Origin of the sequence: Streptomyces sp. NPDC006476 (genome assembly GCF_040612015.1) — a bacterium.
Taxonomy (GTDB): domain Bacteria; phylum Actinomycetota; class Actinomycetes; order Streptomycetales; family Streptomycetaceae; genus Streptomyces; species Streptomyces griseorubiginosus_B.
Genome location: NZ_JBEXPK010000009.1, coordinates 68,758 through 83,037 on the forward strand (window position 1 = coordinate 68,758; position 14,280 = coordinate 83,037).

General features: G+C 71.8%; 13 protein-coding genes. 7 read left to right on the forward strand and 6 right to left on the reverse strand.

Features of this window, described 5'->3' with window-relative positions; genetic code table 11:
* The first annotated feature begins 77 nt into the window (after positions 1 to 77).
* The gene (locus ABZZ74_RS12345; RefSeq protein ID WP_356763879.1) at positions 78 to 1,700 is read left to right on the forward strand and encodes a serine/threonine-protein kinase; all 1,623 of its coding nucleotides are present in this window, start codon (positions 78 to 80) and stop codon (positions 1,698 to 1,700) included.
* On the opposite strand, the gene ABZZ74_RS12350 is transcribed toward ABZZ74_RS12345, so the two are convergent.
* A complete protein-coding gene (locus tag ABZZ74_RS12350; protein WP_356763881.1) occupies positions 1,692 to 3,134 on the reverse strand; it encodes a serine hydrolase domain-containing protein in 1,443 nt (480 codons plus the stop codon). The two genes, ABZZ74_RS12345 and ABZZ74_RS12350, sit on opposite strands and share 9 nt — an antisense overlap.
* 75 nt (positions 3,135 to 3,209) lie before the next feature.
* On the opposite strand from ABZZ74_RS12350, the gene ABZZ74_RS12355 reads away from it, so the two are divergent.
* The 3 genes from ABZZ74_RS12355 (at position 3,210) to ABZZ74_RS12365 (ending at position 6,121) form a co-directional block, all read left to right on the forward strand.
* Complete coding sequence (locus ABZZ74_RS12355) at positions 3,210 to 4,181, forward strand: LLM class F420-dependent oxidoreductase (protein WP_356763883.1); 972 nt, start codon at positions 3,210 to 3,212, stop codon at positions 4,179 to 4,181.
* Positions 4,182 to 4,289: 108 nt separating this feature from the next.
* The gene (locus ABZZ74_RS12360) at positions 4,290 to 5,315 is read left to right on the forward strand and encodes a hypothetical protein (RefSeq protein WP_356763885.1); all 1,026 of its coding nucleotides are present in this window, start codon (positions 4,290 to 4,292) and stop codon (positions 5,313 to 5,315) included.
* Positions 5,316 to 5,410: 95 nt separating this feature from the next.
* The gene (locus tag ABZZ74_RS12365; RefSeq protein ID WP_356763887.1) at positions 5,411 to 6,121 is read left to right on the forward strand and encodes a DUF2238 domain-containing protein; all 711 of its coding nucleotides are present in this window, start codon (positions 5,411 to 5,413) and stop codon (positions 6,119 to 6,121) included.
* Here ABZZ74_RS12365 and ABZZ74_RS12370 read toward each other — a convergent pair.
* On the reverse strand, positions 6,042 to 6,533 hold the full coding sequence (locus ABZZ74_RS12370) for a DUF6328 family protein (protein ID WP_356763889.1): 492 nt from the start codon (positions 6,531 to 6,533) through the stop codon (positions 6,042 to 6,044). The genes ABZZ74_RS12365 and ABZZ74_RS12370 overlap by 80 nt on opposite strands.
* Before the next feature lie 171 nt (positions 6,534 to 6,704).
* On the opposite strand from ABZZ74_RS12370, the gene ABZZ74_RS12375 reads away from it, so the two are divergent.
* Complete coding sequence (locus ABZZ74_RS12375) at positions 6,705 to 7,055, forward strand: hypothetical protein (RefSeq protein WP_356763891.1); 351 nt, start codon at positions 6,705 to 6,707, stop codon at positions 7,053 to 7,055.
* Between the two features lie 15 nt (positions 7,056 to 7,070).
* On the opposite strand, the gene ABZZ74_RS12380 is transcribed toward ABZZ74_RS12375, so the two are convergent.
* On the reverse strand, positions 7,071 to 8,054 hold the full coding sequence (locus ABZZ74_RS12380; protein ID WP_356763893.1) for an aldo/keto reductase: 984 nt from the start codon (positions 8,052 to 8,054) through the stop codon (positions 7,071 to 7,073).
* A gap of 136 nt (positions 8,055 to 8,190) precedes the next feature.
* Between ABZZ74_RS12380 and ABZZ74_RS12385 the strand changes: the two genes are divergently transcribed.
* On the forward strand, positions 8,191 to 9,924 hold the full coding sequence (locus ABZZ74_RS12385; protein WP_356763895.1) for a cholesterol oxidase substrate-binding domain-containing protein: 1,734 nt from the start codon (positions 8,191 to 8,193) through the stop codon (positions 9,922 to 9,924).
* 40 nt (positions 9,925 to 9,964) lie between these two features.
* Positions 9,965 to 10,804, forward strand: coding sequence for an alpha/beta hydrolase (locus tag ABZZ74_RS12390; RefSeq protein ID WP_356763897.1), 840 nt, complete (start codon positions 9,965 to 9,967; stop codon positions 10,802 to 10,804).
* Here ABZZ74_RS12390 and ABZZ74_RS12395 read toward each other — a convergent pair.
* From ABZZ74_RS12395 to ABZZ74_RS12405, 3 genes are all read right to left on the reverse strand, one after another.
* Entirely contained in the window at positions 10,773 to 11,378 is a 606-nt protein-coding gene (locus ABZZ74_RS12395; protein WP_356763899.1) for a TetR family transcriptional regulator, read from the reverse strand. The two genes, ABZZ74_RS12390 and ABZZ74_RS12395, sit on opposite strands and share 32 nt — an antisense overlap.
* Entirely contained in the window at positions 11,375 to 12,856 is a 1,482-nt protein-coding gene (locus tag ABZZ74_RS12400; protein WP_356763901.1) for an MFS transporter, read from the reverse strand. The genes ABZZ74_RS12395 and ABZZ74_RS12400 overlap by 4 nt, the downstream gene beginning before the upstream one ends.
* Before the next feature lie 109 nt (positions 12,857 to 12,965).
* The gene (locus ABZZ74_RS12405; RefSeq protein WP_356763903.1) at positions 12,966 to 14,183 is read right to left on the reverse strand and encodes an FAD-dependent monooxygenase; all 1,218 of its coding nucleotides are present in this window, start codon (positions 14,181 to 14,183) and stop codon (positions 12,966 to 12,968) included.
* Positions 14,184 to 14,280: the final 97 nt, after the last annotated feature.

Genomic DNA, 14,280 nt, shown 5'->3' on the forward strand with positions numbered 1-14,280 from the left:
TTGAGGATGCATTGAACACGCACCGGCGCACTTCTCGTACCTCTTGTGAAAGGTGAGAGCCAGGGGTTCAGCGAGGGATGACCATGGTCAAGGCGCATGTCTTCACACACGAGTTGGTTGCCGGAAGGTATCGGCTCGTCGACGTCGTCCACCGCGAGGCGAACCGGGTCTGCTGGTACGGCAAGGCCGCCGACGGCGCCGCCCAGCGTCCTTATCTGCTCACCCAGATCGACTTCCCGGCGGACCCTGACAACGATTCCGCGCTGCGCACCACCGCCCGCATCATCCGTATGTCCGAGACGATGGGACTGCTGTGCCCCGGCGCGGTGGCGACCGTCGTCGACGCCGTGGAAGAGAACGGCACCCTGTGGATCGTGACCGACTGGATCGACGGCACGCCGCTCGGCGAACTCCTCGCCCAGGAAGGCACGTTCAACTATGTGCGGGCGGCCCGCATCGGCCTGGAGCTGCTGGACGTGCTGGAGGCGGCGCACGGCCAGGGCATCACCCACGGCGAGCTCAGCCCCGGGCAGGTGTTCGTGCGGGACCGGGGTTCGGTCGTGGTCACGGGCTTCGGCCTGGCCGGCGCCACCCTGGCGCCCCGGCTGACCGCGCCGTCGTACGCCTCCCCCGAACAGGCCCGGGACGAGCGGATCGGGCCCGCGGCGGACCTCTGGGCGCTCGGCGCGATCCTGTACACCATGGTCGAGGGCCGCCCGCCGTTCCGGGACCGGGACCGGCCCGAGGCCACGCTGAAGGGCGTGGACCGCCTGCCGCTGCGCACGCCGGTGCACGCGGGCCCGCTCACCCAGACCGTGCTGGGCCTGCTGCGCAAGAACTCCCGGGAACGGCTGACCCGTCCGGTGGTCCGCGAGGCCCTCCAGCGGGTCCTGACCGAGGATCCGGACACGCTCGCGGAGAGCGCGCCCCGGCCCCGGCTGCGCGGCAACTACACCGCCGCCTGGCACGCGGCCCCGCCGTGGGGCAGGCGGGCCATGGCCGCCGGCACCGCCCTGGCCGTGGTCACCGTGGCGGTCGCCGCGCTCGCCGTCACCCACCGGCTGCCCGGCCTCGGCACCTCCTCGTCCGAGAGCGCGCCCCGGCCCTCCCCCTCCCTCTCCGTCCCTGAGAGCCGCACCGACGGCACGACCGCTCCCTCGCCTTCCGCGACCCCGTCCACGTCCCCGTCGGTGATCTCGCCCTCTCCCTCGGCATCGCCGTCGGCCTCGGCCCTGCCGCCGGCGTTCGTCCGCTACTCCGCGCCCGAGGGCTTCTCCATCGACCTCCCCAAGGGCTGGAAGCGGGTGGACACCCACCGCGTGGGCGACCTGTCGTACCGCGTGACCTTCGGCGCGAGCGGGGATCCGCGCACCCTGGCGATCACCTACAGCACCGTCCTGGGCCCCGACCCGGTCGCCGTGTGGCGCGACGACGTCGAGCCGGAGCTGCAGAAGGAGGTCGGCTACCAGCGGATCGGCGAGATCAAGGCGACGACCTACCAGGGCCACAAGGCCGCCGACATGGAGTGGCGCTCCACCGTCGACGGCACCCGGGTGCGCACCTTCGGGCGCGGCTTCCTGCTGGGCGGCGGCCGCGGGTTCTCGCTGCGGTGGACGACTCCGAACGCCGAGTGGGACACCTCCGCCAACCAGCAGGCGCTGGCGACCTTCCTGCGGACCTTCAGTCCGTCGTCAGGCTGACGGCCGCGGCGCCCGCAGCGCGCGCAGGGGCGGGTGGTGCAGCGGGGTGGTGTGCCAGTGGGCCGTGAACGTGTGGTCCGAAAGGGTGCACGTCACGGTCAGGCGGTGCGGTGTCTCCAGGAACACGATGTCCACGGCGAGGATGCCGGCGTCGCTCCAGCCGCCGCTGACCGCGGTGGGCAGCGGCCCGTCGGTGACGGTCCAGCCGTTCCCCAGGCGCAGGTCGAGGGGGTGGCCGTCCTCGGTGAGCCGCAGCTCCCAGCCGCCGTCGGCGGCGGTCACCGTGACCGAGCCCAGCTTCGGCTGCTCGGCGCAGACACCGCCGAGCGGGGTGAACGCGGCACCGGACCATTCCCCCGCACGCTCGGGCGGTGCCGGCTTCCCCGTGACCGGAGGCAGGGAGAGCCGGGCCAGGCGCTCCCGCAGGGCCGTGTCCTCGTGCTCCCTGCCGGACAGCGGCTCCGGTCCGAAGGCCGGCAGCAGGTGCTCCCAGACGAGATCGAGGACCTGCTGCATCCGCTCGGTCGCCGCGGTCGTCGCGATCACGGCGTCGTGCTCGGGCAGCACGAGGCAGAACTGCCCGTAGGCGCCGTCGCCGCGATATCCGTGCCGGGACATCCAGAACTGGAAGCCGTAGCCCTGCTGCCAGTCCGACAGCGCGCCCTCCGCCGTACCGTCGCCGTTGTCGATGTGCGGGCGCGTGGCTTCGGCCACCCAGCCCTCGGGCAGCAGCCGCTCGCCCTCCCACACCCCGTCCCGCAGATACAGCAGGCCGAGCCGGGCGATGGCGTCGGTGGTGGCGTGCAGCCCGCTGAAGCCCAGTTCCCGGCCGTTGCGGTCGTCCAGCCAGGCCACCTCACCGATGCCGAGCGGGTCCAGCAGACGCGGACGGAGGTACGCGGTCAGCGGCTGCCCCGTGACGCGCTGCACGATCGCCGCCAGTGTGTACGTCGCGGGCTGGTTGTAGGCGAACACGGTCCCGGGGTTGCGCTCGGGCGGCACCAGCAGGAAGCCCCGCACCACTTCGCCGGGGTCGATGGCGAACGCCCGCTCGAAGGTCTCGTCCTCGTGCCCACTGGCCATGGACGCCACGTGCCGCACCAGCATCGCTCGGCTGCGCGGGTCGGTGATGTCGGCCTCGAACTCCGGGAAGTAGGAGATGACGGGGTCGTCGAAGTTCAGCAGGCCCTCGCCGGCGGCGATCCCGGCGGCCGTCGCGGTGAAGCTCTTGCTGAGGGAGTACAGCAGGTGCGGGCGCTCGGGTGTGTACGGTGCCCACCAGCCGGCGGCCACCAGGCGGCCGTGCCGCAGGATCATCAGGCTGTGCGGCTCGATCTCGGGGTCGGCTTCGAGGGCGTCGAGGAAGGCGTGGACACCGGTCGCGTCGACGCCTTGGTCGGCAGGGGGACTGGACGGCAGCGGGCTGGGGCTCATGAGGGCATCCTGCCTGGTGGGCCGCGCCGGATCGAGAGGCCGTTTTCCGTCGCCGGTGCAGGGGACTCGGGCGTCATGGTACGAATCGGATACACGATGATGACCGAGCAGGCCGGCCCTCGTGAACTGGTCGACCACGTGGTGCGGGCCGAGCAGGCCGGTTACGACTTCTCGGTGACCTCGGACCACTACTTTCCGTGGCTGCGCTCGCAGGGGCACTCGCCGTACGCCTGGAGCGTCCTGGGCGCGGCGGCCCAGGCGACCTCGCGCATTCCGCTGATGACCTACGTGACCTGTCCGACCGTCCGCTACCACCCGGCGATCGTGGCGCAGAAGGCGGCGACGCTGCAGTTGCTGTCCGAGGGCCGCTTCCGGCTCGGGCTCGGCGCCGGCGAGAACCTCAACGAGCATGTGGTGGGCGGCGGCTGGCCGTCGGTCGACGTGCGCCACGAGATGCTGGAGGAGGCCGTCGAGATCATCCGGGCGCTGTTCGAGGGCGGCCATGTCAACCACCGCGGCACGCACTTCGACGTGGAGTCGGCCCGGCTGTGGGATCTGCCGGACGAGCCGCCGCCGATCGGTATCGCCGTCTCCGGCGAGCAGTCCTGCGCGCTGGCGGGCCGCCTCGCCGACCTGGTGATCGCCACCGAACCCAAGGCCGGGCTGCTGGAGTCGTTCGACCGGCACGGCGGCGAGGGCAAACCGCGGGTGGGTCAGCTGCCCGTCTGCTACGACCCCGACCGGGACACCGCGATCAAGCGCGCGCACTCCCAGTTCCGCTGGTTCGGCAGCGGCTGGAAGGTCAACTCCGAGCTCCCGCACCCGGACGCGTTCGAGGCCGCGACGCAGTTCGTGACTCCGGACGACGTCGCCGAGTCGATCCCGTGCGGGGACGACCCGGAGGACTTCGTCGAGGCCGTACGGCCGTATGCCGAGGCCGGGTTCGGGGAGATCGCGCTGGTGCAGATCGGCGGCGAGTCGCAGCCGGCCTATCTGGACTGGGCGGAGAAGACACTGCTGCCCGCGCTGCGGGACGCGTTCGGCTGACGCGGCGCGCGCCACCACCGACGCCTCACAAAGCGACGTCAACGGGTGCATATAGGCTGCCGGTCTGCACTTCCGCAGTCCGACCAGCTTTGCACAGGAGAGTCATCGGTGACACTGGCGATCGACCCTGCCGAGACGTCCGAGCCGTCCCCCGCGCCCCTGTCCGACCTCGTGGCGCGGGACGCGCGCGAGTTCGGAGTCTATGCGCGGACCGGTGGATGGGCCTTCGGCCTGATGGTGGCGCGCAGCGTACGGCCCGGCGGTCAGGGCGCGGAGGAGACGGCGAAGGTGTCCGCGAAGGAGTTCGCGGAACTGGCGGGCTGCTCCCCGGAGCGCGTGATGCGCTACTACAAGGCCTGGGACCGGGCCGCCGACGACGGCATGGTGCCGCACTTCGAGGCGCTCGCGCCGGGCCAGGAGGTGGAACTGCCGGACGCCGACGTGTGGCTGAGCTACTACGTCTCCCGTAACAGCGCCACCTCCGAGCGCGGCACCGCCATCGCCGAGGCCGCCGAGGCCGAGGGCATCCGGCCCACCAAGGCGCTGGAGGTCGCCGAGAACCCCACCGCCCTGCGCGCCGCGATCCTCGCCGACCCCTCCACCGCCCGGGCGGCCCGGCAGGCACTGCTCGACCGGGTGCGCGAAGACCCGGAGCTGCAGGCCGAGTTGGCGCGGGACGTGGTCCGCACGGACGATCTGAAGAAGGCCGTCGCCAGCGAGAGCAGGTCGGCCGACCGGATCGGTTACGTGCGCCAGATCGCCGAGTCCGGCCAGGTCAGGACGCCCGCCGGGCAGACCATCGACGCCCCGGCCGACCTGCGCCAGGAGGCTGAGCGGCATCTGTCGCTCATCGACGAGCTGGAGGACGACGAGGACACCGGCGACTGGGCCACCGAGGCCTACGACACCCTGAAGTCCCTGGTCGCCGAGGCCGTGGAGGCCGATCCCGAACTGCGCGTCCAGGAACGGCGCACGAAGTTCTACAGCAGCCTGCAGAAGGCCACGAAGGCCTTCGAGGAGCTCACCTTCGACGACGTCCAGGACTTCGTCGAGGACGACATGGTCCAGCGCCTGGAGGAGCTCCAGCAGGCCATCACCGGCTGCCTGACGGCGCTGCGCGGCGCGAAGGGCTGAGCGGTCCCACTACCCGGTCGGCGCTGAGTAGCCGTACTCATGCCGCCGCCCGCCCGCTCGGCCAGCATGGGGGCTCCTGACCAAGAGGAGCCCCCATGACCGCTGTTGTGCACTCCGCCCTCCCCCGCCGGCCTCTGCCCGCCGTGGCCGCCGCCGTCGTGGTCGTGGGCATGGCCCTTTCGGCCTGGGGCGCGCGGGAGCGCGGGACCTGGTTCCTGGAGACGGTGTGGGTGCTCGTCGGGCTGCCGCTCGTCGTGCTCGCCTGGCGGCGCTTCCCGCTGACGAACCTGCTGTGCTGTCTGCTGGCCGCGCACGCCCTGGTCCTCGCGGTGGGCGGCCACTACACGTACGCGCAGGTGCCGCTCGGCGACTGGGTACGGGACACCTTCGGGCTGGCCCGCAATCCGTACGACCGCTTCGGGCACCTCATGCAGGGCTTCGTCCCGGCGGTGCTGGTACGAGAGCTGCTCTGCCGCACCTCCCCGCTGCGGGGCAGCCGCTGGCTGGCGCCGCTGACCGTGTGCGCGTGCCTCGCCTTCAGTGCCGTCTTCGAGATGCTGGAGTGGCTGGCCGCGGTGGTCGGCGGGCATTCCGCGGACGCCTTCCTGGCCACCCAGGGCGATGTGTGGGACACCCAGTGGGACATGTTCTGCGCGCTGATCGGCGCCACCGTCTCGGTGCTGGTCCTCTCGCGCCTTCACGACCGGCAGCTCGACGCGCTCGCCCTCACTTCGTCGTATGACGGCGCCGGGTCCACATCGGGACCACGAACCAGCACAGGGCGTACCACGCGACCACTCCGGTGACGATCCACGGCACAGCCTCGTTGTGGGTGGCCACCCGCAGGATCAGCAGCAGGGAGGAGGTCATCGTGGCCAGCAGCAGGAGCAGGCCGACGAAGGTCATCCGGGAGGCCCACTCGACGGCCTCGGCCTTGACCCGCTGTCCGGAGACCAGGCGGTGCAGGGAGACCGGCCCGATCAGCGCCCCGGTCGCGGCGGCGCCCAGCACCACGGTCACGATGTAGATGGTCTTGTCGGTCTCCTCCAGCGAGGCGTACTTCTGCTGGAACACGACGGTCAGCAGGAATCCGAACAGGATCTGCACCCCGGTCTGGGCGACCCTGACCTCCTGGATCAGCTCACCCCACTTGCGGTCGGCCCTCTCCTCGTCGGTCTCGTGCCGCCCCCACTCGTTGACACCTGGCTCGTTCTCCATGGCCGGCACTGTTCCTCCCGGCGTGTGTTCGCCCCGGACACCGTCGTCTTCCGTGTTCCCGCAAAGTGCGCGATTGATCGTCGCCGGGACGAACCGCCGCTGTTTGGGCGATCACGGGACGGTTACACGGAGGCCATGGTGTACGACGACCAGCGGAGGGATCCGACGCCCATGTCCGGTACCGAGCTCACGGTCACCCTCAGCGGAGCCACCGCCGCTGACGCGCGTGCGGTCGTGCGGGTCCTGGAGCCCGCCTTCGGGCAGGCGAAGGAGGAACCACCCGCGGACGAGGACGTCACGGTCCACACGGCGCGGTTCGAACACGATCCCGCGGACCGGCCGACCGAGCCCGCGACGGGCGGCTCGGGCCATCTGTCCGGGGCGGTGACGGTGACCGTGCAGGGCGCCCCGGATGCGGTGGCGCTGGCGCGCGAGTCGCTCACCCACGCCTTCACGGCCCAGGACCAGGGCTCGGTCTCCGGCGACCAGGAGCAGGAGTGGCAGCTGCTCCTGGAGCCCTGACCGGTTCCCCGGGCTCTACCAGCGGGCCTCGACCCGGTCCTTGATCCGGCGGTCGTAGAGGTCGCGGATCGCGCCGAGCGTCTGCTCGGGCAGCTCCGGCAGCTTCGCCGCGGCCGCGTTGGCGCGGGCCTGCTCGGGCGAGCGGGCGCCGGGGATGACGGTGGTGACGCCCGGCTGCTGGACGATCCAGCGCAGGGCGAGCTGGGCCGGGGTGTACCCCTCGGGCACCAGGGCGGAGAACTCGGCGGCCGCCTCGACGCCGGTCGTGTAGTCGACGCCGGAGAAGGTCTCGCCGACGTCGAAGGACTCGCCGTGCCGGTTGTAGGTGCGGTGGTCGTTGGCGGGGAAGACGGTGTCCTTGGTGTACTTGCCCGACAGAAGCCCGGAGGCCAGCGGGACGCGGGCGATGATGCCGACGCCGGCCTCCCGCGCGGCCGGCAGCACCTCGCGCAGCGGCTTCATGCGGAACGGGTTGAGGATGATCTGCACGCTCGCCACACCCGGCCGGGCGATCGCGGTCAGCGCCTCGGCGCAGGTCTCCACGCTCACCCCGTACGCGGCGATCCGCTCCTCCTCGACCAGGGTGTCGAGGGCGTCGAAGACCTCGTCGGTGGAGTAGACGGGCGTGGGCGGGCAGTGCAGCTGGACCAGGTCGATGCGGTCGACGCCCAGGTTGCGCCGCGAACGGTCGTTCCAGGCGCGGAAGTTGTCGAGGACGTAGTTCTCCGGGAGCTGCTCGACCCGACGGCCCATCTTGGTGGCGACCAGCACATGCAGGTCCGGCCGGCCGGCGAGGAAGGCGGCGATGGTCTGCTCGCTGCGCCCGTCGCCGTAGACGTCGGCGGTGTCGAAGAAGGTCACCCCCGATTCGGCCGCCGCCTCCAGCACCGCGAGGGCTTCCTTGTCGTCGACGTCTCCCCAGTCGGCGCCCAGCTGCCAGGTCCCGAGGCCGACGACGGATGCGTGCTGATTCGACCTACCGAAAGTGCGCTCGTCCATGCCGTCAGTCTGTCATCCGTGACACCGGTGCGCGGAACGGGCCGCTCCGGTGCAGCATGTGGAGATCATTCACTCACACGGGTGACACGCAGCGACAGCGGGTCGACTCGTGTCAACCGCCGCCTAGCGTGGCCCCGTGACAGATCGTTCAGTGAGCAACCACCCGTCCGACGTCGCCGACGACCCGTCCTGGAGCCGCCGCGGCTTTCTGCTGTCGGCCGCCGCGCTGGCCGCCGTTCCCGTCCTGATCGCGGCCGATCCCGCGGTCGCGGCCGAGGAGCTGCCGGACTTCCCCGAGGACGTCGACCTGTACCGCTCGGCGTACCGCAACTGGGTCGGCGAGATCACCGCCGACGGACTGTGGGCCTGCGCGCCGACCGGCCCCGAGCAGGTGCCGGAGGTCGTCAACTGGGCCTGGCGGCACGGCTGGACGGTCCGCGCCCGGGGTTCCGCGCACGGCTGGTCACCGCTGACGATCACCGCGGGGACCCCCTCGGACGCGAAGGTCCTCCTCCTCGACACCGCCCCGCATCTGACCGGCCTGTCCCTCGACTCCCCCACCGCCGTCCGGGCCGGCACCGGAGTCACCCTGGAGGCCCTGCTCACCTACCTCGAACACCGGGGGCTCGGTGTCACCGCCGCCCCCGCTCCCGGCGACCTCACGCTCGGCGGCGCCCTGGCCGTCGACGCGCACGGTACGGCCGTACCGGCGCAGGGCGAGAGCCCGCTGCCGGGGCACACGTACGGCTCGCTCAGCAATCTGGTGCTGTCGCTGACGGCGGTCGTGTGGGACGAGGGCGCGGGAGCGTACGGCTTGCGCACATACCACCGCGACGAGGCGGATTGCGCCGCCCTGCTCACGCATCTCGGCCGCTCTCTGGTGACCGAGGTCGTGCTGCGGGTGGGTGCCAATGTGAACCTGCGGTGCCTGAGCCGTACGGACATCCCCGCCGCGGAACTGTTCGCGGCGCCCGGGTCCGACGGACGTACGCTCGCGAGCTTCCTCGAGCGGGCGGGGCGGGTGGAGGCGATCTGGTTCGCCTTCACGGAGTTCCCCTGGTTCAAGGTGTGGAGCGTGGCACCGACCCGGCCGCTGACCTCGCGGCACGTGACATCGCCGTACAACTACCCCTTCTCCGACAACGTCCCGACCGTGGTCGGCGACCTCGTGGGGCGCATGACCGCGGACGCGGCCTGGTATCTGGCCCCGGAGCTGGGCACCGCGCAGTACACCGTGGCCGCTGCCGGACTCACGGCGACGCTGTCGGCCGACATCTGGGGGCCGTCGAAGAACACGCTGCTCTACATCCGGCCCACGACCCTACGGGTGACCGCCAACGGGTACGCGGTGCTCACCACCCGGGACCAAGTGCAGCGCGTGGTCAGCGAGTTCACCTCCTACTACCGCGAGCGGCTGACCGCTTACGCTGCCGCGGGCCGCTTCCCCGTCAACGGCTCGGTGGAGATCCGGATCACCGGCCTGGACGACCCTGCTGACGCCGAACTCGTCGGCGCCCGGGCCCCGTTGCTGTCAGCGCTGCGGCAGAGCGCCGCTCATCCGGAGTGGGACACGGCCGTATGGCTGGACGTGCTGACGCTACCCGGCACGCCGTACGCGGAGGCGTTCCTGCGGGAGTTGGAGCGGTTCCTGCTGCGCACCTACGACGGGGAGCACGCGCTGACCCGGGTGGAGTGGTCCAAGGGCTGGGCCTACACGGACGAGGCCGTCTGGAGCGACGCGGAGGTACTGGACACGGCCGTGCCCGCCTCGTTCGGCGAGTCCGTATGGGGTCAGGCGGCCGGGATCCTCGACCGGCTCGACCCGCACCGCGTCTTCGGCAACCCCTTCCTCGACCGGCTGCTGCGTTAACCGGTTGCCCCCGGCGGGCGCCACTGCGAGGCTGCCGATCATGCCTGCCTTCACCTCGCCCGACGGGACCCAACTCGCCTACCACGTCCGCGGGGAGGGGCCGCCGCTGATCTGTCTGCCGGGCGGCCCGATGCAGGCGTCCGCCTATCTGGGCGACCTCGGCGGCCTGTCCGCGCACCGCCGACTGGTGCTGCTGGACTTCCGCGGCACCGGTGAGTCGGCCGTGCCCGAGGACCCGGCCACCTACCGCTGCGACCGTCTGGTCGACGACGTGGAGGCCCTGCGCGAGCACCTCGGCCTCGACACCGTGGACCTCCTCGGCCACTCCGCCGGCACCAACCCGGCCCTGCTGTACGCCACCCGGCACCCGGACCACGTCGCCAGGCTGGTGCTGGTGACGCCCAGCATGTCGGCCGTCGGCATCACGGTCCCGCCGGAGATCCGGCGCCGCACCGCCCAGCTCAGGCAGGACGAGCCGTGGTTCCCGGTCGCCTTCGCCGCCCTGCGGGACATCACGTCCGGACGCGCGTCGGCCGACAGCTGGGACGCCATCGCGCCCTTCCTGTACGGCCGTTGGGACGAGACGGCACGCGCCCACCACGCTGCCGGGGCCGCCCAGAAGAACCAACAGGCGGCGTCCGTCTTCGCCGCGGACGGCGCCTTCGACCCGGACGCCACGCGCACTGCCCTCGCCGGGTGCACCGCACCGACGCTCGTCCTGGCCGGGCAGGTCGACCTCAACTCGCCCTCCCCCGCCGTCTCCGAGCTCGCCGGCCTCTTCCCGAAGGCCGAGTTCGTCGAGGTGTCCGGCGCCGGGCACTTCCCGTGGCTCGACGATCCGCAGGCGTTCACGGCCGCGACGGCGGGGTTCCTGGCGTGAGGTGCTGCTGTACCACGGGGGCGTACCGGGCGACCACGTCGTCCAGGTCCGCCGCCCGGACGTGGGTGCCACGGGCGATGCCGTAGATCACGCCGAGGCCGAGCAGGGCGGCGACGGCGAGTTCGGCGCGCAGGCCCGCGTCGCGGCCGGTGAGGCGGACGGTGAGGCGCTCGGTGACCTGGGTGCGGAAGTTGGCGCGCAGGATGTCGCCCTGTTCGCCGTGCAGGGGCGCGAAGACGATCCGCAGCAGCGGGTCGGCGCCCTGCCGGGACTGGCCGAACAGGACCAGCCGGACCATGTGCCGGCCCAGGTCCTCCAGCGGGGCGTCCAGCAGGGCGTCCGCGTCGGCCTCGAAGGACATCACCCGGGCGAACAGGGCATCCTTGTTGCCGAAGTACTTCAGGATCAACGGCGGGCTGACACCGGCGCGTTCGGCGACCGCCTTCAGCGTGATGTCGGCGTGGGCGTGCCGGGCCAGCAGATGGCGGGCGGCCTTGAGGATGGCCGCCTTGGTGGCCTCGGCGTCGCGGCGGGCGGGAGCGGAGGCGGTGGGGGGAGTGCTCACGGCACTCATGCTCCCTCCAGTGCCTCGTCCCGTGAGCCCCGGGTGCGGCCGCGGGCCCGGCGTGTCCCGCCGTCGGCGGAGTCGCCCGGGATGGTCAGCGCCGTCGCGGCGGCGGCCAGCGCGATCGCGCCCGCCATCGCGAACGCCATCAGATAGCCGTGCAGAGTCGGCACCGGCAGCCCGCCGACCGGGCTGGTGTGGTGCACCAGGACGGCGGCGACCGCGGCGCTGGAGGTGGCCTGGCCGATGGTGCGCATCAGGACGTTGACGCCGTTGGCGGAGGCGGTCTGCTCGGCCGGGACGGCGCGCAGGATCAGGGTGGGCAGGGCCGAGTAGGCGAGGGTGGTGCCGATGGACACGACCGTCGCGCCCAGGATGATCATCCACAGGTCGCGGCTGTCGGCGATGCGCACCACATAGCCGCAGGCGATGACCGCCGCTCCGAGCGCGAGCGTGATCCGCGGGCCGCGCGCCGCGGAGATACGGGCCGAGACGGGCGAGAACAGCAGCATGGTGACACCGCCGGGCAGCAGGCACAGACCGGTCTGCACGATCGAGAGCCCGAGGCCGTATCCGGTGGCCTTGGGCGCCTGGACCAGCTGGGCGGTCACCAGGGAGTTGGCGTAGAAGGCGAATCCGGTGAACAGGGCCGCCACATGGGACAGACCCACCCGGGGCCGGGAGACCAGCCGCAGGTCGACCAGCGGCCGTTCGGCGCGCAACTGCTGCCACCACCACAGCGCCATGACGACGACGGAGCCGGCGAACAGGCCCACGACCCGTGCGCTCCCCCAGCCCCACTCACCGCCCTGGGAGACCCCGAGCAGCAGACACACCAGCCCCGCCGCCAGACCCAGGGCGCCCGTCACGTCGAACCGGCCCGGCTCGCGCACCGGCGACTCCCTGACCGCCCACCACACCGCCGTCACGCCGAGCGCGCCCAGGGCACTGGTCAGCCAGAACATGGTGTGCCAGTCGGCGTACTGCACGACCAGCGCGGCCAGCGGCAGGCCCAGGGCGGCGCCGATGCCGACGGTGGAGCTCATCAGGGCCACCGCGGAGCCCCGGCGCTCGGGGGGAAGTTCGTCGCGCAGGATGCTGATCGACAGCGGCACGACGGAGGCGGCGGCGCCTTGCAGGGCACGGGCCGTGATCAGCACGGCGATGTCGGAGGACAGGGCGCACATCACCGAGCCGACCGTCATCAGGCCGAGCGCCGCCGTCAGCACCCTGCGCTTGCCGTACATGTCGCCGGCGCGGCCGAGGACCGGGGTGAGAACGGCTCCGGCCAGCAGGGTGGCCGTGACCGTCCAGGAGACCGCGCCCACCGAGGAGTGGGTGAGGCGGGGAAGGTCCGGCAGCAGCGGTACGACCACCGTCTGCATGACGGCCATGAGGATGCCGCCGAACGCCAGCACCGGGATCGTGAGCCGGTCCCGCAGGGCCCTCGCCGTGGAGGGCTCGGCTATCGGTACTGGCTGGCCCATGGGTACTCCAGTGTGTGGCTGCGGAAAAGAAAGGGTGAATGGCAATTCACCATAGCCGGTGAATAGCCATTCACCCAAGGCTTTTCCGCATGCGGCCGCTGCGGCGCCGCTACTTCCGGGAGGACAGCGCCCGCGCGTGGACGGTCCGGGCGACCTTCGGCCCGAGCCAGCGCTTGAAGCGGCGCAGCGCCTCCAGCTGTCCGGCCGCCCTGTCGAGGCGGTAGTAGAGCTGAGGCGGGACGTACGGCAGCAGGGGCGAGTGACGCTGGCCGAGCAGGGCGAACATCTGCTGCGGGGGCAGGCCGATGTAGCGCGGCAGGTTCTCGTACCACTGGGCGCTGTAGCGTGCCGCGCTCTGGATGGAGAGCAGCTGCGCCTTCCGCTCGTGTTCGTAGTGGGCGAGGGCCCGCGGGAGCTCGGTGTGCGTGCGCAGGGCGCCGGCCAGGGCGATGGCGTCCTCCAGGGCGAGGGTGGTGCCGGCGCCGATCGAGTAGTGGGTGGTGTGGGCGGCGTCCCCCATGAGGACGAGGTTGCCGCGGGACCAGGTGCGGTTGGTGAGGGTGCGGAAGGTCAGCCACTGGGCGCTGCCGTCGGCCGAGGAGCGGCCGATGAGGGGGTGACCGTCCAGGACGTCGGCGAAGAGCTTCTCCAGCAGCGCGAGCCCGTCGGCCTCGCCCGCGGTGTCGAGGCCGAGGCCGCTGAAGGTCTCGGGGGCGCACTCGACGACGCAGGTGCTGCGCTCGGGGCTGAAGCCGTAGCCGTAGCACCAGATCCAGCCGTGGTCGGTCTCGACGAAGGCGAAGGTGAAGGAGTCGAAGACCTTGGTGGTGCCGAGCCAGATGTAGTGGTTGCGGCCGGCCCTGATCTCGGTGCCGAAGTCGTCGGCGTGCCGGGTGCGCAGGGCGCTGTGGACGCCGTCAGCGGCGACGACCAGGTCGGCGACGGGCAGGTTGGTGTCGGTGATCTCGTGCTCGAACTCCAGCCGGACGCCGAGGGAGCGGGCACGCGCGGAGAGGATCTCCAGCAGCCGGTGGCGTCCGATGCCGAAGCCCTCGTCGCCGGGGTGCCGGGTCTCCGCGTCGCGTACGCGGGCCACGCCCTCGTTCCAGCTCACGGAGTGCTGCTCCAGGGCGCGGGCCGATTCCGGGTCGTGTTCGTGGAGCTTGTCGAGCAGTCCGCGCCAGTAGGTCACTCCCCAGCCATAGGTGGAGCCCTCCGGATTGCGCTCGTGGACGGTGATGTCGTGGGACGGGTCCTGCCGCTTGAGCAGGATCGAGAGATACAGGCCGGCGGGCCCGCCGCCGACGCAGGCGACCTTCACGCGCACCCCTAGGAATTACTCAAAGTTGCTACTTGTGACGCACGGTAGCAGTGTGTCGATGGGCAGCTGTACAACGGAGGTTCGCCGCGCAGGTCACGGGTAC

What these genes read in the sequence shown, in the direction of transcription:
- ABZZ74_RS12390 (WP_356763897.1), top strand. Translation starts at nt 9,965, where the DNA reads ATGCCTGCCTTCACCTCGCCCGACGGGACCCAACTCGCCTACCACGTC.
- ABZZ74_RS12365 (WP_356763887.1), top strand. Translation starts at nt 5,411, where the DNA reads ATGACCGCTGTTGTGCACTCCGCCCTCCCCCGCCGGCCTCTGCCCGCC.
- ABZZ74_RS12350 (WP_356763881.1), bottom strand. Translation starts at nt 3,134, where the DNA reads ATGAGCCCCAGCCCGCTGCCGTCCAGTCCCCCTGCCGACCAAGGCGTC.
- ABZZ74_RS12375 (WP_356763891.1), top strand. Translation starts at nt 6,705, where the DNA reads ATGTCCGGTACCGAGCTCACGGTCACCCTCAGCGGAGCCACCGCCGCT.
- ABZZ74_RS12395 (WP_356763899.1), bottom strand. Translation starts at nt 11,378, where the DNA reads ATGAGTGCCGTGAGCACTCCCCCCACCGCCTCCGCTCCCGCCCGCCGC.
- ABZZ74_RS12345 (WP_356763879.1), top strand. Translation starts at nt 78, where the DNA reads ATGACCATGGTCAAGGCGCATGTCTTCACACACGAGTTGGTTGCCGGA.
- ABZZ74_RS12400 (WP_356763901.1), bottom strand. Translation starts at nt 12,856, where the DNA reads ATGGGCCAGCCAGTACCGATAGCCGAGCCCTCCACGGCGAGGGCCCTG.
- ABZZ74_RS12355 (WP_356763883.1), top strand. Translation starts at nt 3,210, where the DNA reads ATGGTACGAATCGGATACACGATGATGACCGAGCAGGCCGGCCCTCGT.
- ABZZ74_RS12380 (WP_356763893.1), bottom strand. Translation starts at nt 8,054, where the DNA reads ATGGACGAGCGCACTTTCGGTAGGTCGAATCAGCACGCATCCGTCGTC.
- ABZZ74_RS12370 (WP_356763889.1), bottom strand. Translation starts at nt 6,533, where the DNA reads ATGGAGAACGAGCCAGGTGTCAACGAGTGGGGGCGGCACGAGACCGAC.